Annotated in this window: 25 protein-coding genes and 3 tRNA genes; 16 read left to right on the top strand and 12 right to left on the bottom strand. The window is 37.2% G+C overall.

Features of this window, described 5'->3' with window-relative positions; translation table 11 throughout:
- Positions 1 to 33 precede the first annotated feature (33 nt).
- Genes B8780_RS00300 through B8780_RS00315 form a run of 4 tightly spaced genes read left to right on the top strand, consistent with a single transcriptional unit; the run spans position 34 to position 2,872 of the window.
- Complete coding sequence (locus B8780_RS00300; RefSeq protein ID WP_084272270.1) at positions 34 to 546, top strand: regulator; 513 nt, start codon at positions 34 to 36, stop codon at positions 544 to 546.
- A 39-nt stretch (positions 547 to 585) separates the two neighbouring features.
- The gene (locus B8780_RS00305; protein ID WP_084272271.1) at positions 586 to 1,407 is read left to right on the top strand and encodes an SMP-30/gluconolactonase/LRE family protein; all 822 of its coding nucleotides are present in this window, start codon (positions 586 to 588) and stop codon (positions 1,405 to 1,407) included.
- Positions 1,408 to 1,445: 38 nt separating this feature from the next.
- Entirely contained in the window at positions 1,446 to 2,312 is an 867-nt protein-coding gene (locus B8780_RS00310; protein ID WP_084272272.1) for a ribose-phosphate diphosphokinase, read from the top strand.
- Positions 2,312 to 2,872: an endonuclease dU gene (locus B8780_RS00315; protein WP_011177706.1), complete on the top strand. Its 561-nt coding sequence runs from the start codon at positions 2,312 to 2,314 to the stop codon at positions 2,870 to 2,872. Before B8780_RS00310 ends, B8780_RS00315 begins: the two co-directional genes overlap by 1 nt.
- Here B8780_RS00315 and B8780_RS00320 read toward each other — a convergent pair.
- From B8780_RS00320 to B8780_RS00335, 4 genes are all read right to left on the bottom strand, one after another.
- The gene (locus B8780_RS00320) at positions 2,869 to 4,479 is read right to left on the bottom strand and encodes a type IV secretory system conjugative DNA transfer family protein (protein WP_011177705.1); all 1,611 of its coding nucleotides are present in this window, start codon (positions 4,477 to 4,479) and stop codon (positions 2,869 to 2,871) included. The genes B8780_RS00315 and B8780_RS00320 overlap by 4 nt on opposite strands.
- Complete coding sequence (locus tag B8780_RS00325; protein WP_084272273.1) at positions 4,476 to 5,348, bottom strand: hypothetical protein; 873 nt, start codon at positions 5,346 to 5,348, stop codon at positions 4,476 to 4,478. The genes B8780_RS00320 and B8780_RS00325 overlap by 4 nt, the downstream gene beginning before the upstream one ends.
- Positions 5,345 to 5,596, bottom strand: a complete 252-nt coding sequence (locus tag B8780_RS00330) for a hypothetical protein (RefSeq protein ID WP_084272274.1) — start codon at positions 5,594 to 5,596, stop codon at positions 5,345 to 5,347. The genes B8780_RS00325 and B8780_RS00330 overlap by 4 nt, the downstream gene beginning before the upstream one ends.
- A gap of 62 nt (positions 5,597 to 5,658) precedes the next feature.
- On the bottom strand, positions 5,659 to 5,835 hold the full coding sequence (locus B8780_RS00335; protein ID WP_011177702.1) for a DUF1059 domain-containing protein: 177 nt from the start codon (positions 5,833 to 5,835) through the stop codon (positions 5,659 to 5,661).
- A gap of 203 nt (positions 5,836 to 6,038) precedes the next feature.
- Here B8780_RS00335 and carA point away from each other — a divergent pair, with 203 nt between their 5' ends.
- The 5 genes from carA (at position 6,039) to B8780_RS00360 (ending at position 12,438) form a co-directional block, all read left to right on the top strand.
- Complete coding sequence (gene carA / locus B8780_RS00340) at positions 6,039 to 7,130, top strand: glutamine-hydrolyzing carbamoyl-phosphate synthase small subunit (RefSeq protein WP_236719333.1); 1,092 nt, start codon at positions 6,039 to 6,041, stop codon at positions 7,128 to 7,130.
- 1 nt (position 7,131) lies between these two features.
- On the top strand, positions 7,132 to 10,287 hold the full coding sequence (carB, locus tag B8780_RS00345) for a carbamoyl-phosphate synthase (glutamine-hydrolyzing) large subunit (protein WP_084272678.1): 3,156 nt from the start codon (positions 7,132 to 7,134) through the stop codon (positions 10,285 to 10,287).
- Between the two features lie 31 nt (positions 10,288 to 10,318).
- Positions 10,319 to 10,966 carry an endonuclease III domain-containing protein gene (locus B8780_RS00350; RefSeq protein ID WP_084272275.1) on the top strand — a complete coding sequence of 216 codons (648 nt, stop codon included), beginning with the start codon at positions 10,319 to 10,321 and terminating at the stop codon, positions 10,964 to 10,966.
- A gap of 82 nt (positions 10,967 to 11,048) precedes the next feature.
- Entirely contained in the window at positions 11,049 to 11,261 is a 213-nt protein-coding gene (locus B8780_RS00355) for a DUF362 domain-containing protein (protein ID WP_011177698.1), read from the top strand.
- A complete protein-coding gene (locus tag B8780_RS00360; protein WP_011177697.1) occupies positions 11,245 to 12,438 on the top strand; it encodes a digeranylgeranylglycerophospholipid reductase in 1,194 nt (397 codons plus the stop codon). The genes B8780_RS00355 and B8780_RS00360 overlap by 17 nt, the downstream gene beginning before the upstream one ends.
- A 2-nt stretch (positions 12,439 to 12,440) precedes the next feature.
- Here the strand turns inward: B8780_RS00360 and B8780_RS00365 are convergent, their stop codons facing one another.
- Positions 12,441 to 13,811: a signal recognition particle protein Srp54 gene (locus B8780_RS00365; protein WP_011177696.1), complete on the bottom strand. Its 1,371-nt coding sequence runs from the start codon at positions 13,809 to 13,811 to the stop codon at positions 12,441 to 12,443.
- 34 nt (positions 13,812 to 13,845) lie between these two features.
- Positions 13,846 to 14,151, bottom strand: a complete 306-nt coding sequence (locus B8780_RS00370; RefSeq protein WP_011177695.1) for a transcription factor S — start codon at positions 14,149 to 14,151, stop codon at positions 13,846 to 13,848.
- 75 nt (positions 14,152 to 14,226) lie between these two features.
- Here B8780_RS00370 and B8780_RS00375 point away from each other — a divergent pair, with 75 nt between their 5' ends.
- Both B8780_RS00375 and B8780_RS00380 read left to right on the top strand, forming a co-directional pair.
- Positions 14,227 to 14,616: a CoA-binding protein gene (locus tag B8780_RS00375; protein ID WP_011177694.1), complete on the top strand. Its 390-nt coding sequence runs from the start codon at positions 14,227 to 14,229 to the stop codon at positions 14,614 to 14,616.
- 35 nt (positions 14,617 to 14,651) lie between these two features.
- Positions 14,652 to 14,738, top strand: a tRNA-Ser gene (locus tag B8780_RS00380).
- Between the two features lie 35 nt (positions 14,739 to 14,773).
- Here B8780_RS00380 and B8780_RS00385 read toward each other — a convergent pair.
- Complete coding sequence (locus B8780_RS00385; RefSeq protein ID WP_084272276.1) at positions 14,774 to 15,727, bottom strand: asparagine synthetase A; 954 nt, start codon at positions 15,725 to 15,727, stop codon at positions 14,774 to 14,776.
- A 93-nt stretch (positions 15,728 to 15,820) separates the two neighbouring features.
- Here B8780_RS00385 and B8780_RS00390 point away from each other — a divergent pair, with 93 nt between their 5' ends.
- Both B8780_RS00390 and B8780_RS00395 read left to right on the top strand, forming a co-directional pair.
- The gene (locus B8780_RS00390) at positions 15,821 to 16,264 is read left to right on the top strand and encodes an Lrp/AsnC family transcriptional regulator (protein WP_084272277.1); all 444 of its coding nucleotides are present in this window, start codon (positions 15,821 to 15,823) and stop codon (positions 16,262 to 16,264) included.
- 39 nt (positions 16,265 to 16,303) lie between these two features.
- Positions 16,304 to 16,386: transfer RNA gene (locus B8780_RS00395), tRNA-Ser, on the top strand.
- A gap of 9 nt (positions 16,387 to 16,395) precedes the next feature.
- Here the strand turns inward: B8780_RS00395 and B8780_RS00400 are convergent.
- Genes B8780_RS00400 through B8780_RS00410 form a run of 3 tightly spaced genes read right to left on the bottom strand, consistent with a single transcriptional unit; the run spans position 16,396 to position 18,495 of the window.
- A complete protein-coding gene (locus tag B8780_RS00400) occupies positions 16,396 to 16,917 on the bottom strand; it encodes a class I SAM-dependent methyltransferase (RefSeq protein ID WP_084272278.1) in 522 nt (173 codons plus the stop codon).
- A gap of 29 nt (positions 16,918 to 16,946) precedes the next feature.
- Positions 16,947 to 18,068, bottom strand: a complete 1,122-nt coding sequence (gltA, locus tag B8780_RS00405; RefSeq protein WP_011177690.1) for a citrate synthase — start codon at positions 18,066 to 18,068, stop codon at positions 16,947 to 16,949.
- A 1-nt stretch (position 18,069) separates the two neighbouring features.
- Complete coding sequence (locus tag B8780_RS00410; RefSeq protein WP_153274121.1) at positions 18,070 to 18,495, bottom strand: CBS domain-containing protein; 426 nt, start codon at positions 18,493 to 18,495, stop codon at positions 18,070 to 18,072.
- 106 nt (positions 18,496 to 18,601) lie between these two features.
- Here B8780_RS00410 and B8780_RS00415 point away from each other — a divergent pair, with 106 nt between their 5' ends.
- Together B8780_RS00415 and B8780_RS00420 are read left to right on the top strand one after the other, a co-directional pair.
- Positions 18,602 to 19,942, top strand: a complete 1,341-nt coding sequence (locus B8780_RS00415; protein WP_084272279.1) for a dihydrolipoyl dehydrogenase — start codon at positions 18,602 to 18,604, stop codon at positions 19,940 to 19,942.
- Positions 19,943 to 20,129: 187 nt separating this feature from the next.
- Positions 20,130 to 21,626, top strand: a complete 1,497-nt coding sequence (locus B8780_RS00420) for a PQQ-binding-like beta-propeller repeat protein (protein WP_161939658.1) — start codon at positions 20,130 to 20,132, stop codon at positions 21,624 to 21,626.
- Between the two features lie 73 nt (positions 21,627 to 21,699).
- Here B8780_RS00420 and B8780_RS00425 read toward each other — a convergent pair.
- A tRNA-Glu gene (locus B8780_RS00425) sits at positions 21,700 to 21,774 on the bottom strand.
- A 107-nt stretch (positions 21,775 to 21,881) separates the two neighbouring features.
- Between B8780_RS00425 and B8780_RS00430 the strand changes: the two genes are divergently transcribed.
- Positions 21,882 to 22,049, top strand: coding sequence for a preprotein translocase subunit Sec61beta (locus B8780_RS00430; RefSeq protein ID WP_011177686.1), 168 nt, complete (start codon positions 21,882 to 21,884; stop codon positions 22,047 to 22,049).
- Here the strand turns inward: B8780_RS00430 and B8780_RS00435 are convergent.
- Complete coding sequence (locus B8780_RS00435) at positions 22,046 to 23,845, bottom strand: helicase C-terminal domain-containing protein (protein ID WP_236719335.1); 1,800 nt, start codon at positions 23,843 to 23,845, stop codon at positions 22,046 to 22,048. The two genes, B8780_RS00430 and B8780_RS00435, sit on opposite strands and share 4 nt — an antisense overlap.
- Positions 23,846 to 23,854 lie beyond the last annotated feature (9 nt).

A 23,854-nucleotide genomic window follows, 5' to 3' on the forward strand; every position in this document is an offset into this window, starting at 1 on the left:
AAATATTAACTATATTTTTATTATGTGGTTTTAATGTGGAATTACATAGATAATGTGTTTTACGCATATCCTGCTGAAAGACGTGTCATACAAAAGATGCTAAATGTCGGACTTAGCGTTAGATTAATAGACGGCGAGCCAAAGATCTTTTGTGATGACATAGAAATTAAGCCGAACGCCATTGCCAAGGCCTATCATGTCGACAGGCGCGTTGTTGTCAACATGCTGAAAAGGATTATTGATGATGAGACACTGTACTCATTTTTCAGTAATTTAAAATCCATGGCAAATTTATCTGAGACCGGAAGCAGGCTGGGCATGGGTGTCATAGAGATCACACCTGAGGATGCAAATAGGCCAGGAATAATCAGTGGTGTTATAAGAATAATATCAGATCATGGTATAAGCATAAGGCAGGTTGTAACCGATGATCCTGATCTTATTGAGAACCCAAAGGCATTTATTATAACACAGGGGTTAATACCATCATCGCTTCTAAATGATATAAAGAGGGTTTCTGGTGTAAAGGCCATAACAATTTTATAACATACAATAAAAATATTAACAATATTTTATTTCATTATTATGGAGTTAAATATTGAGCCGCAGAGGCTTGGCGAGTCACCGATATACATAAGGGAGCTTGATACCTTTCTATGGGTGGATATACTCAATGGAGATATATTTTCATACAACGGTAATGCAAAAATGGAGATGCATGTAAACGATATGATAACATCGATATCACCATATAAGGGTACGGAGGTAATAGCATCCCTTAGGGACAGGATAGCAATAATAGACTGGAAAAATAAAATAACAAATACGCTTTTAAAGCTTGATTTCCCTGAGAATATTAGATTCAATGACGGTAGATGCGATGCCAGAGGTAGATTTTTCATAGGAACCATGGACATGAACGAAAAGGAGCCTTTGGGGGCGCTTTATAAATTCTCCGGCAGAAAGCTTGAAAGGGTTCTTGACAATGTAACAATATCCAATGGCATTGCATGGTCCCTTGATTCAAGATTTATGTATTATATTGATAGCCCGAGAAAGAGCGTACAGGTATTTGATTATGATCTATCCATGGGAAGGATTACAAGGCATCTTTATGACATTGATCTGAAAAATTATTCTGGTGTTCCAGACGGTATGGCCATTGATATTAATAATAATCTCTGGGTTGCCATTCATGGCAGCTCATTAATATCAGTTATAGATCCGGCTAAAAATGAAATATTAAACGAGGTAAAAATAGCTGCTAAAAAGGTAACATCATGCACATTTGGCTCGGTTAACATGGATAAGCTCTTTGTAACATCTGCCTACGATGGAACTGGCGGTATTCCTTTTATAATTGATACCGATTCCAGAGGCGTTGAATTAAATAGATACATTCCATGATACAAAATATTTTTTAAAAAGTAAATTATACATATTTAATGTATATAATAGTTCCATCATCATCAAGCATGAAGCTGACATCATCGCTTGCCTCAAAATTGAACGCGGAGATAGCAAATGTAACAAGGAAGCGCTTCCCTGACGGCGAGATGTATGTTAGAATTGAAACAGATCTAAAGGACAGGGACGTTATTGTCCTTGGAAACACAAGCCATGACAGTGATTTAATAGAATATCTATTGCTTTTGAATGCAGCATACGAGGAAAAGCCTGCCACATTGAACGCCGTTATACCGTACTTTGGATACGCGAGGCAGCATATGAGGTATAATCCAGGAGAGCCCGTATCATCAAAGGTATTTACAAGGGCAATAGAAAATTTTGCAGACTCAATAATGGCCGTTGAGATACATGATGAAGAAACATTAAAGTTCTCGGCAAAGCCATTTACAAATGTAAAGGTATATGATTCCATTGCCGATTATCATAAAAACCACGATATAGACTATGTTATAAGCCCTGATGATGGCGGCTATGAAAGGGCAAAATCAATAGCAAAGTACCTTAAAGTTGATGCGTATTACATAGAAAAGAAGCGTATAGATTCAAGAACCGTTGAAATGAAGATGCCCGATATAGATTCACGCAACAGGAACATACTAATAGTTGATGACATGATATCAACGGGTGGCACGGTTATAAAGGCTTCAAGGATACTTAAAGACTCTGGCGCAAAAAAAATCTACGTTTCTGCTGTTCATGGCGTCTTTTCACTTAACAGTGCGGCGAATATAATGGAAAACGTCGATGATTTATCCGTTTCTGATACTATTGAGACTAGTTACAGCAGGATAACTGTATCAAATGATATCAAGAATGCCCTTGAAAAGAAGATAAAGGTTTGATGAAGCACGGAATAAGAGTCCTTGGTATTGATGACGGCCCGTTCATAAAGAACAGTGATAAAAGAACCGTTATCACGGGCGTTATTTTAAAATCAAACCTTTATATTGAGGGCATATCAATAAAATACATAGATGTGGACGGCTCTGATGCCGAGGATGTTATAATATCCATGATAAAAGGCCGTTTTAAAAATGAGATAAGCGCGGTCATGACCGATGGAATAACCTTTGGTGGTTTTAACATTGTTGATATAAAAAATATAAATGAGGCCACGGGTGTGCCTGTAATATCAATAACAAGAAGGGAGCCAAACATACAAAGGATAATATCTGCTGTTTCAAGGTACTTCCCTGAGAAGGTTGACCGGGCATTAAAGGCCCTTTCAAATGGGCCGGTAAGGCTTGATAATATTTATATAAACTCTGCCGGAATCTCATTGACTGAAGCAGGGATCTTAATAAGGAGATTTACGTTCATGGGCAGGCTGCCAGAGCCTGTAAGGCTGGCCCATATAATATCCACGGCGATAATAAGGGGTGAAAGCCACGGCCGTGCCTAGATGGTTAATTTTATGATCTCCCGGTTCTTTACCAGTATGCACTCAGAGTAATTATTGTTATTTCCGCCTGCCAGACCAGAGCAGTCAATTGTCATGTTCATCAGTTCTATTTTCTCCTTCTGCCTGAACAAAAATATATTATCGCTGTTGTTTACTATTGAGAATCTTTTTGAAAAATCTGAAAAGTTCTGGCTTATATTTATAATTGATGTGCTGTAGTGCCTTGCATTTCTTATTAAATTATCAACAGCTTTTATCTCTGATTTTATAATATTGTATGCCTCGTCTATTATTATAATCTTTTTGCCAGATCTGTCCCTGCATAGATCTTCGAGATAATTTAATATATTATTTAATAGTTCATCGTTTATATTATATCCTGTTTTTATTATATTTATATGATTGTAACTTTTTGATAAACCTTTTATATCATTCACGGCAAAGACAGCAGAACCATCAAAATGGTATTCATCGAGAGGATCTATTATATAAATAAATGCACTGTTTTTATAGTATTCTATGAACCTTGATGCAAGGAATGTTTTCCCTGAACCTGTTTGCCCGGCTATGATTGTATTATATGATATGCCATTAAAAACGTCAAGGAAAAATGGCCTGTTGTTTAATTTGTCCGTGCCTATTAAAACCCCGGAACCCTTTGAAATATTATTTGGTATAATTGATGCAAGGCTTATCGAATCCATCATGTATCTATATGGTATATAATTAGGTGAGACCGATCTTTTATTGTAATAATCAAGATTTTTAATATTAAATCCAAGCCTTTCCATAACATTCTTAAATTTATCGGAGTTTTTCCTTAGATCCAGTGGATCCCTGCCGGAAACAATAAACTTTAATGAAACGTCGAAGATTTTATTATCTGAATTTATAAAATTGTTTAAATCATTGATCTGCCTGGATATAATACCATGGTGCCTTAACCTTTTAAGCTCGGCCTTCCTTGTTACAAGCATTTTTTTAATCGTGTCTTTTTCAACGGGAACGGCATTTATAAAGATCTCAACAGGTATGTTCAATGAATATATAAAAGATGCATAGAGCAGGTCGCTGCCGTAGTTTGCATCATATAAATAAAATACAGATCTGTAACTGTCATTTACATAATACCGCCTTTTAATAAGATCTGGGGATCTAATTTTTATGCTTTTTTCCTGTAATATTTTAAATGAGCTGATCTTTTTAAGATCGTCCTTACGCAGGCCAATTATTAACCTGTAATAATAGCTATCGCCATCAATGTATGGCTCTAGGATAAATGATATGCAGTCAATAGTGTTCAGCTCCCTTGAGATCTCAATGAACTTTTCATTCTTGTCAATGTTATAGAATGAGTTATTGTATTCAATATAAAAATATAAAAGATCATTATTTTCTGTTCTTGATATAATTACCGAGATTAATTTCCTGCTCTTTAGTAAAAATATTATTATCAAAAATATGGCCAGTCCTGGTATTAAAAGATTCACACTTATTGATACCATGAAGATCAAAAGGCACAATGAAAGGAATAAAATGATAAAATCCTGGGCATCTAGTCTAAATATTTTCAGTTTAAAATTATGGACATTTACAGGTATCCTCATCTTCCCGCCATGTAATCATTAAATGGTTCATCACCTGAGACGTTATTTAAATCAACAGGTATTCTATCCTCGATATAATCAATTAAAGAATAATAATTATAATCCATGATCGATGCGTCCATGCCAAAAAGCGATGCTTGCCTTAAAAAGCCTGAAATCGTTCTAAAAAGAAGGCCTGGCAGTATAAATGAGGCGTAGATAAAACCAATCTGTAATGGCAGATCACCTGGAAAGAATCGCATTAGATACAGTGAGAGTATTGTTAAAACAGGCATTAATGACAGCTCTGTGACTATCTTTATTATCCTTGTAAAATATTTCTCCGCACCAGGAAACAGAATGAAAATTGGCGATACTGGCATTATAAAGGCCATGATTATTAGAATTGCCTGTCTTACAACAAGCGAAAATGCCAGTATTACTATACCTGTAAAATAGGAACCATTTAAAAACAGAAGTGTTAAACCTGAGTATCCTGAGATTTTTGATGCATTAAATATTGAATACCAGTCAGTGCCGTTCCATAGATACATGAATATATATTTTGATATTATCAATATATAATGAAAGATCATGTATGATGATATTATTAGTATAACAGATATTATATACCTCATGACCTGACCTGTAACCTTTTTTGATATGCCAAGTGAGTAGTAAAATAAATAGATAATAGACGATATTATTATTGATATCGAAAAGAGATCATAGTATATATTGTATATTGAACTTAAAAATTCAACGTATCTGCCTGATATTATAATATCATATGACATCTTTGGGTTTAAGCCATAGTAAACCATTAAATACCATGCGCCGGCCAGTGATGATCTTAGTATATTATCTATAATATTTATTATCGATGTCATGGCCTCCCAGTGACAATGTACATGAATATTATGTATATTGTTCCGGTGGCTGCCATTAAATATATTATTGTCCCTATTGCAGCATTCTTTAATCTCTGCATTGCCTTATATTTAATATTCTCATCGTCTGTAAAAAACGATACCGCAACAGGTATCCATAGCAGAGATATTATTACTGCCGATGCCGAGACCACGATGTATTTAATTCTGTCAAGAATTAAAACAATGGTATCATAATCAATCAGCATAAACGTTTATGTATATGTTATATAATTTACTTTTTGTAAAATATAAAATTTATATAAAATTTTTAAAATTGTTTTATTGCGGCCTTTGCCTTTTCCATCATGTCAGGCGGTATCTTTTCCATGCCGTGTGAGTGCTTTGCATGGGCCTCAAGCACAGGCATTAGATCCTCCATCCTATCGGCCCTGACCTCAAAACCACAGTTCATGCCAACATCCCTGCATTTAAACTCGTATCCCATGATAATAAAAACAAAATATATTATAAAAGAATTTTGTAGCAATATTTAAATTTAATAAATATAAGTTATTAAATTATTTAATTATAATACTATTAAATAAGATATAAAATATCATATAAATATTAAACATCATTGATGTAATAAATTATTTTAATTATTGATATTTACATATTATTACCATTAATGATATAAAAATTTTAAAAATGGAAAATAATATATTCAATATAGAAATTAGCCTTTTTAAGGTTTATATGTATAGATATTTAATACTTGAGGACGGCACTGTATATAAAGGAACTGCCTATGGCTATGAGGGCGAGACCCACGGTGAGCTTGTTTTTACAACATCCATGTCCGGATATTTAGAGACCATAACCGATCCATCATATGCTGGTCAGATACTAATATTCGCGTATCCAGAGATAGCAAATTATCCGCTGAGCTATGAATCAATGGAGTCTGACAGAATCCAGGTCTCTGGTTTGATTACAAGGGATGCGCATGCTGAGATGCCGGCAGGAAATCTTGGTATCAGCTTTGATGAGTTCATGAGGATGAATAAAGTTCCAGGAATAGATGGCATAGACACGAGACACCTGGTTGAAAAGATAAGAAGAAAAGGTGTTATGAAGGCCTGGATTAGAAACACAGAAAAAATGCCCGATGATTTCCCTGATACAATGAGTGAAAATCTTGTCGGCCTTGTTTCAAGAAAGAGGGAGAGCTTTGTAAAATCAGGTTCAAAGAGGATACTTTTTATCGATGTTGGAACAAAGAACTCACTTATAAATAACCTGGCAAAAATTGCATCGCTGCACATTGTGCCATACAACTATGATTTTGATTCAATAAAGGATGATTATGACATGATCTTTATACCGAATGGCCCTGGAGATCCTGCACATGAATCACTTGATGAACTAAGAGATTTTATAAAAAGATCATTTGGAAGCATCCCGGTGACTGGTGTTTGCCTTGGAAACCAGATCATAGCACTGGCGGCTGGTGCAAGAACAGAAAAGATGAAGTTTGGCCATCGCGGTGTGAATCATGCCGTAACAAATGGGGATAAAATATACATAACATCGCATAACCATGGATACGCCGTTTCAAGGGATTCATTAAATGGCACAGGACTAAGGCTGGCCGGCTGGGATATTAATGATGGAACTGTTGAAATGCTTGAGGGCGATGAGTTAAAAACCTTTTCAGTTCAGTTTCATCCTGAGGCGCATCCCGGTCCATACGATGGCGAATGGTTTTTTGGAAAGTTAAGGGAGATGCTTGGTGATTGAGATGAGATATAAAGATATTAAATGCACACTGGTCATAGGCTCAGGGCCAATTGTGATAGGCCAGGCTGCCGAGTTTGATTACTCCGGATCACAGGCCTGCCTTGCCCTGCGCGAGGAGGGTATAAGAACAGTTCTTTTAAATTCCAATCCGGCAACGATACAGACCGATAGGGATATAGCGGACAGGATATACATAGAGCCAATAGAGCCGGATACTGTTATAGAGATAATAAAAAGGGAGGGCATAGATTCGATACTTCCATCAACAGGAGGGCAGGTTGGTTTAAACCTTGTTGTTCTGCTTGACAAACTTGGCATATTATCCGAGTACAATATAAGGGTTCTTGGAACGCCTGTGAAATCCATAGAGCTTGCAGAGGACAGAAAAAAGTTCTTTAATTTAATGAGGGATATAAATGAGCCCGTTATAAGTTCATACACGATAACAAAGGATAATTATATAAATGATGTTGAAAATATAAAAAGATATCCATTGATATTAAGAACAGGATTTTCTCTTGGTGGTTCAGGAGGAACTGTAATAAATTCAAGGGATGAGCTGCTGAATTACTGCAAAGAGTACTTTTTAACCAGCGATCTTGACATAGAGGTTGATGAATCATTGCTTGGATTAAAGGAGCTCGAATATGAGATGATCAGGGACAATAACGGAAACTGCATCTCAGTTTGCAACATGGAGAACCTTGACCCAATGGGCATACATACTGGTGAGAGCATTGTTGTAACACCATCACAGACACTTAGCAATGATGATTATCAGATGTTAAGAAAGGCTGCAATACACGTTGTAAGCGCAATAGGTGTAATAGGCGCGTGCAACATACAGTTTGCCCTGGATCAAAAAAGGAATGAGTACTATGTCGTTGAGGTCAATCCAAGGACATCAAGGTCATCTGCACTGGCATCAAAGGCCTCAGGATACCCGATAGCAAGAATATCAACAAAGATAGCCATTGGCTATAATTTAAACGAGATAATAAATCCAATAACAAAGAACACATACGCTGCATTTGAGCCGTCTCTTGATTATGTAACAGTAAAAATACCGAGGTGGCCCTTTGATAAATTCTCTGTTAGCAGAAGGATAGGCATAGAGATGAAATCAACAGGCGAGGTCATGGGCATAGGCAGAACCTTTGAAGAGGCCTTAATGAAGGCAATATCATCAATAGACATACCTTACTCAAGAAGGTTAAGAATAAAGGCAACAAAGGATGAGATAATAAAAAATCTTGAAGAACCAACAGATCTAAGGATATTTTACATCTTTGAGGCTTTATTCTCGGGGCTTGATCCGGAGTACATATCAAAATTAACAAAATATGACGTGTTTTTTATCTATAAAATGAAGAACATTGTTGATCTTTTAAGCGGGCTCAAAAATAAGATGCCGGATAATCTAAAAGAATTGAAAAAATACGGTATAAGCGATGCCATAATATCATATTTCACAGGAATAGACGAGCTTTCCATAATAAGAGAGAGATTAAAAAATAACATTGTACCATCATATAAAAATATAGATACATGCTCCGGTGAGTTTGAATCTGATACACCATACCTTTACTCAACGTACGATGATTTCTCGGACATGATGCCTGAAAATAAAAGGAAGATCATTGTAATAGGTTCAGGGCCAAACAGGATAGCCCAGGGAGTTGAATTTGACTACGGCTCTGTTAAGGCAATAAAGGCAATAAAGAGTCTTGGATACCAGGCTATAATGGTAAACAGCAATCCAGAGACCGTTTCAACAGATTTTGATGTCTCTGACAGGTTATACTTTGAGCCGATAACACTTGAGCACGTATCAAATATAATTTACAGGGAAAGGCCGGCCGGAATAATAATACAGTTCTCTGGCCAGACTGGACAGAACATAGCCATGGATCTTAACAGGATATTCAATGGCATAATCCTTGGAACGCAGCCGGAAAGCATTAACATTATAGAGAACAGGGTTGAATTCTCAAAATTACTGTCAAGACTTAATATAAAACAGCCGGACTACATTGAGGTAAACAACATAAATGATGTTGATGAAAGGATAAAGATGATAAAACTTCCCGTGATTATAAGATCCAGCTTTATCATAGGCGGCAGGGCCATGGACATAATCTATGATGTCGATGATTTAAAATCTAGGGTTTCAGAGGTATTTAGGGACATGCCCGGTTATCCGGTTTTAATAAGCGAGTACATATCAAATGCCACGGAAATGGATGTCGATTTTGTATCAGACGGCGAGAAATTTCAAATAGCAGGCATATCAGTGCACGTTGAGGAGGCCGGTACACATTCAGGCGATGCATCAATGATACTTGGACCTGGATTTCCATCAGATGATATAAAAATGAAGATAGAAAACATTATAGATAAACTCGTAAAGGAATTAAAATTAAATGGGATTTCAAACCTGCAGATCGCGGTTAAAAATGATGAGGTATATATTATAGAGCTCAACGCAAGGTCATCAAGATCCGTGCCATTTGTATCGAAGGCCACAGGCATTGACTGGGCATCAATTGCTGTATCTGTTATGCTTGGCATGAACCTTGAAAAAAGGGATGTACGGCTTGATTCATACTTTTTAAAAATACCTGTTTTTCCATTCCGCAGGTTCAGGGATATGGATACAATACTTGGGCCTGAGATGAAATCAACAGGCGAGGCAATGTGCTGCGGTAAAACACTTGAGGAGGCATTTTACAAGGCATCGAAGCTTATTAAGAAGAATTTTGAGCTAAAATCAGTGCTTATAACTGTAAATGATAATGACAAGGAAAGGATCATTGATATGGCATATGAATTATACAAAAACGGTGTAAGAATATACGCAACGCCAGGCACCTCGAAATTTTTAAGGGAGCACGGAATAGAAAACACAACGGTTTATAGAATAAAGGACATGCGCGAGCCCAGGCTGATGGACATAATAATAAATAACGATGTTTCACTGATAATAAACACCCCAACAAACAGCTATGGATCGATAAGAGACGGTTTTTCAATAAGGCAGTATGCTATAAGATTAAATATACCATTGATAACAAATGTAAGGTTTGCAGAACCATTTGTAAAGGCTTTAATAAAGAAACCAAGATTAAATTACATGGAGATATCAGAATACTTTTAAAATTTATATATTATTTTTATATTAATCTAAAGTGAAGGATTTTGTTTCAATTTATAAAAAGATAAAGATGCAGGCTCCTGAACATCACTTTGAATTCAGGGATCCATTCTGGGTTTTGATAACAACGATACTATCACAGAGGACAAAGGATAATGTAACCGATGCATCCGCAAGGGCGCTTTACAATAGATATCATGATGCTGCTGGACTCGCTATGGCAAAGCCCGAGGACGTTAAAAAAATTATTAAAAATGTTGGATTCAGCAATGTAAAATCAAAAAGGGTTATAGACGCCGCGAAATACATATTAAAAAATTACAATGGTAATGTCCCGGATACCTATGAGGAATTGATGAAGATAAAGGGCGTTGGCACAAAGACGGCAAATATAGTGCTAACACAATCATTTAACAAACCTGCTATACCGGTTGACACGCATGTGCACAGAATAGTAAATAGAATAGGCTTTGTCAATACAAGAACACCAGAGGAGACAGAGACCGAGCTCAAAAAGATTATACCATTGGAATACCAAATAGAGTTCAATCCTGTTCTTGTTGAGTTTGGAAAAAATATATGCAAACCGGTATCACCAAAATGCGATATATGCCTTGTCAGGGATTGCTGTGATTATTATTCGAGAAAATCCATAAATAATGTTAAAGCAAACAAAGCATGATGTTTCCTTCAATTTTTAGCAATATAAAGACTTTGTTTAAGGATAAACAAAAAATAAATATATTCTTAATAATTCATAGTGCATGGAAGTTAAGCTAAAGAGTGAGATGGACGTTGATCGAAGTCTATGTAATTATTGCGGCGCATGTGTGGGCATGTGCCCTACTGATGCAATATTCATGGATGAAACTGTAATAGACATAAATGAGGAAAAATGTATAAAATGTGGTTTCTGTGTTGTTGGCTGCCCAACAGGCGCAATAACTGCGGAGTGGTTCCATGGAAGTAAATTATGATGTTCTGGTTATAGGTGCCGGCCCTGCAGGGAGCTCTGCTGCAAGGTTTGCTGCCAGGAAGGGGCTTAAAACACTTTTAATAGAGAAGAGGCCTGATATTGGCTCACCTGTCCGTTGTGGTGAGGGTGTCTCAAAGTCATGGATGCCCGAGGTTGAGCTAAAACCTGAAGATCACTGGATATCAGATGAGGTAAAGGGGGCAAGGATCTACGGTCCATCTGAGAAAAAACCGATAATGCTCACCGCGGAGAACGCCGGAAATGAGGTTGGCTACGTTGTCGAAAGGGACAAGTTTGACAAGCACATAGCAGCACTTGCAGCTTCCGAGGGTGCTGATGTCTGGGTAAAATCACCGGCGCTTTCAGTTATAAAGGACGGAAATAGAATAGTTGGCGCAAAGGTCAGGCACAACTCCGAGATCGTTGATGTAAGGGCAAAGATGGTTATAGCTGCTGATGGCTTTGAGAGCGAGTTTGGCAGATGGGCAGGATTAAAATCATTGATACTTGCCAAAAACGATATAATATCATGCGTTGAGTACAGAATGATAAATGTTGATTCCGATGAGGATTACACAGATTTTTACCTTGGTTCATGCGCACCTGCAGGATACATCTGGGTCTTTCCAAAGGGTAAGCATGAGGCAAACGTTGGTATCGGTGTAACAATATCAAAGATGAGGGATCGCTTTGACGTTAAAAACTATCTTGATGCATTTATAAAGTCACATCCAGGCTATAGCAAGGGAAAAACAATACAGTTAATAACAGGCGGCGTTTCAGTATCAAAGGTCAGGGACAAATTCACATTACCAGGATTATTAACAGTGGGCGATGCCGCAAGGTTAATAGACCCAATAACAGGAGGAGGCATAGCAAACGGCATGATCTCTGGAAAGTACGCTGCGGAGGTTTCCAAGAAGGCAATAGACAATGAGGATTACTCACAGGAGATGATGAACAATTACGAGCGCATGGTAAAGGATAAATTCGAGAGGAAGCACCTTAGAAACTGGTTTGCCAAGGAAAAACTTGGAACGCTCTCTGATGAAACACTGGACAAGCTTGTTGATGTAATTGCCGATGTAAAAATAAATGAGATCTCTGTTGAGGAAATATTAAAGGCAGTGCAGCTTAAGTATCCTGAGCTCGTTGAGGAGCTTGAAAGCCTTATATAAATTTATTTTATATTTTCCAGATCCTCAAGACCGAAGTTGCCTGATTTCATCTGTGATTTTAACAATTTTTTAAAGTTTCTGTTGCTTTTTATCATCTTCATGTTATTCTTCATTGCATTGTATTCCTTTAAAAGGGCACGAACCTCCCTTTCATCCTTTCCTGAACCAATGGATATCCTCTTTATCCTTTTTGCATTTATTATATCTGGATTTTCAAGCTCACTGTATGTCATTGAATCAAGTATAACCCTGTAAATGTTCAGCTTTTCATTGGCACGGTCTATCTCGCTATCGTTTAGTTTATCACCGCCAGGTATTCTTGACAGTGGCATTGAATTAAATATCTTTTTTAACAGCCCTGGTTTTGAGAATTTTTCCCAGACATCATACATGTCCTTTAAATTGAATTTTCCGGACATTAATTTATCAAGTGATTTTTCAGCCTCCTCCTCTGTTATATTTGTCTCCTTTACGGCCTCCATTAACGCATCAATGTCGCCCATGCCCAGAAGCCTTGAAAGAAACTTCCTTGGATTGAATACCTCAAAGTCCTCCATATGCTCCCCGGTGCCTATGAAATAAACTGGAGACTTTATCTCGGCAACGGCGCTCAGTGCACCACCACCCTTTCCTGTACCATCCATCTTTGTTATTATTACACCGCTTATGCTAACTGCGTCATTTAGTACCTTTGCCTGTGGACCGACCTGCTGGCCAAGGGTTGCATCGACAACGTATAAAACCTCGTCAGGTTTTATTTCGTTCTTAATCCTTTTAATTTCATCTATTAATTCATCATCAAGCGAATCCCTGCCGCTGGTATCTATGATCTTTACCTTTGCATCCCCAAGCCTATCAAGCCCATTTTTTATAATTTTCACAGGGTCCTTTTCATTTTTTTCACCGTAGAATAGCGAATTCACCTGTTTTGATATCTGCTCAAGCTGCTCATAAGCTCCTGGTCTGTGAACATCTGCCGCTATAAGGCCAACGCTTAGGCCCTTTTTTATAAAGAATCTTGCAAGCTTCCCTGCGGTCGTCGTTTTTCCATTTCCATAAAGACCGACAAGCATTATTGTCTGGGGCTTTAGCTCAATCCTTGATTCCTCACCAAGTATTGATAATAGCTCCTCGTAGATGATCTTTAATATAAAATCCTGCTCACTCATGCCTGCCGGCGGCTTTTCAGTTGCTGCGCGCTCCTGCAGCCTGTTCGTTAATGAAATAACAAGCTTTACATTAACATCTGCCTTAAGAAGGGCTCTTTGTATATCTTTTGATACCTCTTTTATCGTTTCCTTATCAATGTAACTTGATCCTGAAATCTTTTTAAATACATCCTTTAATGATGATGATAAATTTTCAAGAACCATGATTTAAATTATATAAATAAAGTATATAATATTTTCAATACTCACGCCATCTGTAGCCGCATGCTGCACATGTGTAAAATTTTGTTTCAGGCTCATCTGCAGATCTTGTCTGCTTTAAAAGATAGTATGCACCAACATGATGGCATTTTGGACATACAGCCTCACTGTCAAGGGGCTCTGCATTTACCTCCTTTTCTATCATTATAATTTCCTTATCTGAGCTCTTATTAACTATTTTTGTACTCTTTTCAGCTCCCTTTGACATCTCGTAACCACAGCTTCTGCATATGTATTTTCCATTTGATGGAGTCATAAGAGAACCGCATTTTGGGCAAAACATAGATTTTTAATATTGATAAAAAGTATTTAAATTTATACATCAGAAAGGTTTAATATCCAGCGCGGATTTATAAATATGGATACATCCGAGATTCTGAAAAAATATAGAAATATAGCAGTAATCGGTATATCTGACAAGCCTGACAGGCCCGGATACTACGTTCCAAAATACCTAAGGGATCATGGATATAATATTATACCGGTAAATCCAAACATAGAGTCCTGGGATGGCATAAAATCATACAGGGATATATCAGATGTGGATGAGAATATAGATGTAATAGAGATATTCAGAAGGCCGGAGGCGGTTCTTGACATTGTGAGGCAATCATTGAATAAAAAACCAAAGGTTATATGGATGCAGGAAGGAATAATTAACGAGGATGCAAAAAAACTCGCTGAGGAAAATAATATTACCGTGGTAATGGATAAATGCATGATGAAGGAGCACATGAAATTAAAATGAAAAATTTTTATGTGATTTTTTAATTATGCATTGATGCTGGGATAGCCTAGCCCGGTAAGGCGGTAGACCCGAAATCTACTGCTCTCTGTAGCTCGGGAGTTCAAATCTCCCTCCCAGCGCCATAAGATGCATTGATTCTAAAGAATTAAAAATAATATTATAATGAGACCTTACCAGGTACCTTTGGGAATGGATTTGTATCCTCTATCCTCTCAAGACCGCAGACATACCTTGTAAACCTTTCAATGCCTATGCCAAAGCCTGCAGACATCTTTATACCGTGCCTTGCAAGTTCAATAAACCATTTGAACTGCTCCTCTGTTTGGCCTTTCTTGTGTATCCTTTCTATTATTCTTGGCAGCTCATATTCCCTCTCGCCGCCGGATGATGCTTCCTGGTATCCTTCCGGCCATATTAAATCCATGTCCCTTAGTATTCCGGGCTTATCATCGTATTCACGATCATAGAATTCCCTTGCCTCTAATGGTATATCTATTAACCATACAGGCTCCTTTGATTCCATTGATAGCTCGCGCTCAAAGTCCTTTCCATATTTTTTCTCGGCCTCCATGTACGTGATCTTCCGGAATGGCTTCTTGAAATCTGGCAGTGACCTCTTAAAGAATTTAAGCTCATCTGCATCGTTTTCCTTTATCTTTTTTATTGTGTATATAATGAGATCTTCTGCCAGATCCATCATCTCCTCCCTGGTCTTTTCAAGAGCCTCGATATCGACCTGAGTGAATTCGTAAAGGTGCCTGCCAGTCTTGGACTTTTCCTCAACCTCAAGCCTGATGTTTGGTGACATTATAAATATCTTTTTTAATGACTGAACTGCAATCTGCTTATGGAAGATCATGCTCTTTGTAAGCCATAGGTCACCGCCATATGCACTTATCTTTGGATCATAAACAGGATGGTTTAATGGGTCTGTTAACGGCGATATTATTACAGGAGGTATTTCTATATAGCCTTTTCCCCTAAGGAACTCTGATATGTATCCGCGTATATCACTGCCAACCTTTATTGCATGCCTGACCTTCTCATCGCCGAGATGCTTTAATGAGTATTCTATCTCATTCTGTACATATTCTTCAATATTCATTGACATAATATCATAAGCATTTTTGAATTAATAAACATTTTAATCAAAATAATAAACAAAAATAGTTTTATTTAAATACTTCCTTGTCATTTTGTTTTAATGCTGGACAAGGTTGATAAGAAGGATATGGAGATTATATCATATTTAAGGGATCATGGCCGTGATAAGATATCTGATATTTCGAACAGCCTTCAGATACCAAGGGCCACGGTTTTTGAAAGGATGGAGCGTTTAAGAAAGGAGGGCTTTATAAAAAAGTACACTGTTGACCTTGACTATGAAAAGCTTGGTTATTCAGTTATGGCATACATATTAATAGAGTACGATTCCAAGGCAAAGGTGGATCAGAAGACACTTTGCAGGAATCTTGCCGCAATGGAAAACGTAATATCAGCATCCATAATAACAGGAGACTGGGATATAATAATATTGACTGTGCAGAAATCAATGAAGGATCTATCAGAATTTGTCCTTGAAAAGCTTAGAACAATGGACGGCGTCCAGAGATCGCAGACAATACCAATATTTGAAAGGATTTTATAACCGTAATATTCATAATCTAAGATTCGATTCAGAATTGATGCTGGGATAGCCTAGCCTGGTAGGGCGCAGGTCTGGAAAACCTGTGCTGAAATAGCTCGGGAGTTCAAATCTCCCTCCCAGCGCATTTGCAGTTATTTTATATACCTGTCTATGTAATGCATTTCAAGTTCTATGTGCATGTCCCGTTTAAAATCATATTTATTAAAGATGCTTTCAAGCTCATCCTGATTTATCTTTATGCTTTCAGGCGGCCCAAAATTTGTACCCTTTTTAAATTCTATTAAAACAACATACTTTGTATTAACTATCTTTTTCATTAATTTATCCCTGCATTCTATATCATGAAAAACGTTTGAAAAAAATGCCTTGTTATGCTCTGGAAGCTCCATATCACAGAGATCGCCATTGATGATCTGAACCTTTTTATTATCATTTATCCTTTCATTTATCATTGATATGGCCTCATCATCGTTCTCAATGGCATAAACGTAACCACATCTTAAAAAGTTTGAGAACAAGATTGAATAGTAACCATCACCGGCGCCAAAATCTATTATCCTGTCATCTGGCTGAATGTTCATCGCCTCAAGAACCTTTGAATCAGGTATGTATAATTTTCTCATCTCTGCTATTCGTTTTCTATCAAACTTCATGGGCTAATATAAAATAATATTTAATAATATTATCTTTTATCTATTGGTACAACATCTCTCTTCTCAGGGCCTATATATATTGCCCTTGGCCTTATTAATCTCTCCTCGCTCTCAACGTACTCTGATATGTGTGCAACCCAGCCAACAACCCTTGAAAGTGCGAAGAGCGTTGTGAACATGTATAATGGAAAGCCTATCTCATTAAAGACTATGCCTGAATAGTAATCAGTGTTTGGAAAGATCTTTTTCTGGCCAAAGTTCTTAACGCCCAGAGCCTCAAGCCTCTCTGCAAGCTCAAGTATTTTTTTCTGTTCATCGGTTTTTGCATTTTTCCTTGCAAGCTCCTTGAAGATTAACATCCTTGGATCGTATGTTTTATAAACCCTGTGGCCAAAGCCCATTAACCTCTTTTTATTGTTTAATATATTTTCATTGAACCATGAATCAACGTTTTCAGGGGATTTTATTGCAAGGAACTGCTTATAGGCAGCCTCTGCCGCCCCTCCGTGAAGCGGGCCCTTCAGTGCAGCTATTGCTGCTGTAACACATGAGTACATATCAGATAACGTTGATGATGCAACAAGTGCTGCCGTGGTTGATGCCGGTACCTCATGATCTATGTAAAGTATCAATGCTGCGTTCATTGCCTTTATTTTATCCTCATCTATGCCTGAATCAAAGCATGCATTAAGAAATGCCTCGGCATAACCCTTATTCTCAGGATCCTTTATTTCCCTTCCGTCCCTGTACCTAAAGACAGCCGAGACAATTCCAAGGGCGCGGCCCATAATCTCTGCGGCCTTTTCACGATCCCTTTCCTTTTCCCATGTGTATTCCTCGGTGCTCAATGCCGCGAAGGCTGCCTCCATGATTGCAAGGGCATCGCCATCCCTTGGCATGTTTTTTATGATGTTTTTTACATTTTCAGGAATTTTATAATTCTTCATTACATTGCTTTTAAAGTGTTCTAGCTCGTCCCTTTTTGGAAGCTCGCCGTAAAACATTAGATAGGCAACCTCCTCAAAGGAGCAGTGTTCAACGAGATCTTTTATATCATAACCCCTGTACCTGAGCTCCCCCTTTTCACCATCTATCGATGTTAATGATGTGTACTTTATGAAAACGTCCTCAAGACCAAGACTTATACTCATATTAATCACTTCCCTCCCAGTCACTATCATTAATATTGCCGAGATTCCTTATAATGTCCTTTTCCCTGAAAAGATCCCTTGTTGATATTATTCCTGTAACCTTTCCTGATTTTGATTTAACTATCAAATGCCTTATGTTATGTTTTCCCATCAGTGCAGCGGCCTTTGTTATCGGTTCATCCTCATCTATAAATATTAGGTTATTCTTTGTTGCTATCTTTGATACATTGTCGTTAACAGGAATCGATTTTGCTATTGCCCTGATTATGTCGCGCTCTGTTACTATTCCTGTTAATTTTTCAGGGGTTCCAACAAGAATGGATCCCTTGTTTTCACCGGACATTATGCTGGCGGCCTTTTCAATACTCTCATTATCATTTATGTAAAGCGGCCTCTTGTTCATTGCGTCCCTGACTGAGATCCCCATGCTCATTTATTTATACTTAAAACATAAACATTATGTTTAGGAATTATGTTAAATGCAAATTTTTAGACTAATACAAACTTTTTTTTACTTAAAATGATAATCAATTATGAAAGAATACGATGTTGTAACAATTGGGGCTGGGGGTGCCGCATATCCGGCCGCATTTAAACTGAAGAGATCAGGTTATAATGTAATCATGATAGACAAGAAGGGAGTAATGTCAGGAAACTGCCTTTCAGAGGGCTGCGTTCCTTCAAAGGCAATTATAGAATCCGTTCATAAATACAATACATTAAAGGGAATCCTTGACCTTAAAGTGGATTACAAAAAAATTGTTGATCATAAGGATAGCGTCCAAAGGCTGCGTTACAGTGACCATGATAGGGAGCTTGGTGAGGCGGATCTAAAGATAATAAAGGGCACTGGAAGGCTCGTTGACGAAAATACCGTGGAGGTTGACACAGGCACCGGCATTGAGAGGTATCACGCAGATAATATAATAATAGCCACTGGTGCTGATACATTTATACCAAATATAAAGGGAAGCGAGCTTGCGGTAACAAGCAGGGATTTTTACTCAATGGATCCAAAAATAAAAAGCGTCCCGGAAAGCATAACAATTATTGGTGGTGGCTACATAGGCGTTGAAACAGGCTCATTTCTATCCATTTTAGGCTCAAGGGTTACAATAATAGAGATGCTTGATAGAATACTGGAAAGCATGGAGACCGATATAATAGATAAATTAATACCTCTTCTTCCAAGGATGGATGTAAAAACATCAAGTGAGGTTAAATCCATAGAAAAATTCAACGATAAATTAAAGGTTTTATTAAACGATGGTGAGATTGTATCTGATATGGTAATGATGGCTGCAGGCAGGCATCCTGTGCTTCCTGAAGGACTTGACGACCTTGGAATAAAGTATACAAAGCATGGAATAAATGTAAACATGTCAATGCAGACAAACATTAAAAATATATATGCAACCGGGGATGTAAATGGCATAACACCACTGTTCCATGCTGCAAAGAGGCAGTCGATAATAGCGGCAAATAACATCATGGCCGGAAATGTACCTGTTGATTACTTTGATCCAATCTCGGTTCCATTTACTTTATATACAATACCACAGCTCGCATACGTTGGCATACTCCCAGCACAGGCTGAAAGGCTTGGTATAGAGCATTACGAGGCCACATACGATATGAAAAAGGATTCCCTGGCAGAGATAAACAACGAGGTTTACGGTGAAATAACATTGGTTTTTGATAAGAGAATGAAGATCATTGGCGGCTACGTAATAGGCAATGATGCCGGCAATATTATAAATGAGATAGCCCTTTGTGTTTCCAGGGGTTTAAGCCTAAGAGACCTTGCAGAGATGTCACATCAGCATCCGATGTCATTTGAAGGCCTAGATTCTGCTGCCAGAAAGTTCTACTAATTATAATATTGTTTAATTTATTTTCATTTATTATGATATAATTTTTTTAATTTTTAAATACGTTATTGAATGTTTTATTTTATCATATTTATGCATTTTTCATCGAAAAAATTATAATTTCTTTCAAAGATACTTAGTATGAAAAATAATGTTTAAATATGATATATTACTCATAATTATGATTAAAATGGATAAAAGATCTAGAAATATAATTATAATAATAATCGTGGTTTTATTTATAGGAGCAGCCTTTGCCGGTGGATACTATTACCATGAACCGATAAAAAAGCCTGAAAAGAAATACATGGAATATCTAAACGGAATTCCGGTGTGCGATGTATATTACAAAAATAATCTAAAAAATCTTTTAATAACAGGACCATCAAGCTACATTGAATATGCAAATAACAACTCAAGGGATAATACAGTCAATGGTAATCTTTCCGCAAGATGGACGTTAAAACAGAGCGATGCCTTTGAGGACAATATAAGCGTTTTTTATAAGGATTTTAAGGAGCTTGGCTATGGCTGGATTCCGGGATACACACAGATGGTCGGTGACGTTGTTGCACCAACGATTGTAAATGGCATAGTTTACATAACGTCATCGGACGGTATGGTCTATGGAATAAATGATAAAACAGGCAATGTGATATTTTCACTAAGTGTCCCGTCATCAATAATGTCTGAAACGCTTGTTTATAAAAACATAGGTTACGTTGGACTTGGATCTGCATTCTTTACATATGATCAGGGTCTTTTAAATGCATTTGGCGGTGGCTACCGTGGCAGGTATTCAGGTTTAACAGGCATACTTGCGTTTAATGCCACAACAGGAAGGCCTTTATGGCTGCATTTAACAAAAGCACAGGCAATGCCAACGGGTGTGATAGCGAATAACCAGTTGATCTGGGACGATGGTGACGGAAATATATATTCAATGAACCTAACAAATGGTAATACTATATGGAAATACCATTACAATGGCTCCGCAAACATGGCATCATTATTATATTACAGGCCGATGAAATTAATAATTGCCGGGTTTTCATCGGGTTATCCAACGAACATGTCTGCATTTGTTGAATTATATACAAATGGAACATTGTACAAAATAATAAGGCTGCCGTTTGCAGCAACATCCGGTGCAGGTGATGCGGTTCCCGCAATATACAATGGAAACATCGTTGACACATTCACAGCGTATCCGGTATACTATGGGCCTGAGCTTAAGGAGATCTCAATAAAACAGGCCTTCATTGTTGCCAGTATAAAGACAGGGAAAATAATAATAAATGAAAACCTCACAAAAAGGTTTCATGTTGGCGGTACAAATAACGGAAACTCGCCTTTAATAATTAATGGTATAGCATATGTGCCATCAATAATAGACCATAGGATAATAGCAGTGAATGTAACAAACGGAAGGATTCTATGGAAATCTCCAGAGCTGAGCGTGTATGCCTTTTTGCACGATGAGCCAGCATATTACAATAACATGCTTTTTGTTCCGGATCTGAATAATATAACAATAATAAATGCAACAACCGGCTCAATAATAGCTAACTATACAACAAACTATATCTACGCAATACAGCAGCCACTGATAGTTGGAAATACATTAATAGAGGATTCAATAACAAACTATGCATACGCGGTTCCATTAAAGGATATAATAAAATAATCAATATTTTTATTTAAAAATATATTCTGTATTGATCTGTAAGGAAATTTTTCATTATAAAAATCTGCAATAATGCTCCCGTCGGGATTTGAACCCGAGTCGGGGGATTGAGAGTCCCTAATGCTTGGCCGGACTACACCACGGGAGCCTAATAGTGAATTGCTATGTATTATATTATTCTTGCGCATACTGTTACACTTTTAAATATAGAAATGATTAAAAAAGTTTAAATCAAACATTTTAATTCAATTAATCATGCCAAAGAACAATACAAATGAAAATTTCCAGTCCGGAGCCGGACTTATAAGGTACTTTAATGAGGAGGAGATAAAGGGCCCGGCACTTGATCCAAAGCTAATTATATACATAGGCATAGCCATGGCCGTTATAGTTGAGCTTGCAAAGATCTTCTGGCCGGTTTAATTTTGAAAGATGTCACGCCAGTAAGCTAATGAAAAGCGATCGTCGCAGAGCCATATATCGGCGACATCGTTTTCAGACCTTGTTGATCTGCCAGCGGCCTGCTTTACCTTTATCATTGCGTTTTCATAGTAAAGATTATCCTGCATATTCCTTTTGGATTGCCTTTCAATGAACTTTATTTTATCGGTTCTGTAATCGTCCATTGGTATTAATGGAAGGCCCATTATTATGACATCGCTTATCAGGCTCCTGTTTTTATTTACAAGCTGAACGCCTTCGAGAAGTTTACCACCATGAACGGAAAATATTAACAGTTTTTCCCTTAATGCCCTGCCCTTTATATAAGAAAATGATAATTTTCTTGTTTCAATTATAACATGCGGTTTTATATCATCATCTATAAATGATGATATACTTTTATCCCCAGAGAGGATGCTGTAAGCCGGTACGGCAACAAGAACCGAGCCTGATGCGCTGTTATATCTTTCTTTGATAAAATCCATGTATTTTTTTAACATTGGCTCCCAGGTGTCGCTTTTTAATCTGTATTTATTCAATGTTGTAAACCCTGTGACAATATGGTATTTTTTCTCGCCGCCGGCATTTTTAAAGATTTTTTCTACTGATATGTAAATAATATTTTCAAAACCCCAGACCAGTGATATATGCTCCGGTGACGGCATGGTTCCAGACATGAAAATCACGGGTGAGCTGTTTAAAAATCTTAAAAATGATGATACATCATAGTACATGATTTTCAATAATATTCCATTTTTATCGCTGTAATAGTATAAACCAGAATTCTCAGAATTAAATACATCATATAGAAAATTGTATAATGATTCTAGGTAATTTCTATGCCTTTGCCCTGCAGGGTTTTTCTCATTTATGTCATTGAACATGTCGCTGAATCTTTTTATTATATCTATATCAAGATTATCAATGAAATCCTTTGAGAATGAAAATCTTTTTAATGTTCCGGATTCTTTTAAATCGAGCTCTAATAGTAATCTTTCAAGCATTATGCCAAGCCTTGTCCTATCATTGCATTTGTATTCTTTAACCGGAAAATAGTTCATTGACTGTTCTATGGCTCTTTCAACGGTTTTTGGCCTTAATGATCTCCCAAAGTTCTCAACAAAATCGTCTATGTTATGCGCCTCGTCAAAAACTATGCAGTAATCATTAAAATTTTCAATGCCAAAGGTTCTGTACCTTATTCCCGGATTTAAAAGATAATTATACGTCATTACTATTATATTATGAGATAATGCAGACAGCCTAACAGAATAGTACGGGCAGAATCCAAGAGAGTTCTTCTCCCTTTTATAATAATAATCACCCTTTTCATTTTTAACAAGGGATCTGTTCTTTATATCTATGTTTATATTCTCCATGGATTCCCTTAATAAAAAATTACATAGTTCCTCGGGCTCCATATCAAATTTGACATCAATGGTTTTGTCCTTTAAAAAGCAGCCGGTGCATATATCACGGTCTGAATCATCATTTTCAAGCCACCTGTCCGGCAGCGGGCACAATGATTTTTTACCAAACATGTATGCAATATCCAGATTAAAGAATCTTTTGTTATCCTCGTATATCCTTGTGAATTCATTGTGCGTTCTAACACTGTATATAAATTTTTTCCCGGACAGAAATGCAAGATACAGTATAAAGCTTGTTTTACCTGAGCCCGTTGGGGCCTCCAGTGCGATCTTGCCATTATTATTTAAATTTGACAGAATCGTCGAGGTTATTCCATCCTGCCAGCCTCTTGGTCTGAATCCTTCCACGTATAAATA

Origin of the sequence: Picrophilus oshimae DSM 9789, assembly GCF_900176435.1 — an archaeon.
Lineage (GTDB): Archaea > Thermoplasmatota > Thermoplasmata > Thermoplasmatales > Thermoplasmataceae > Picrophilus > Picrophilus oshimae.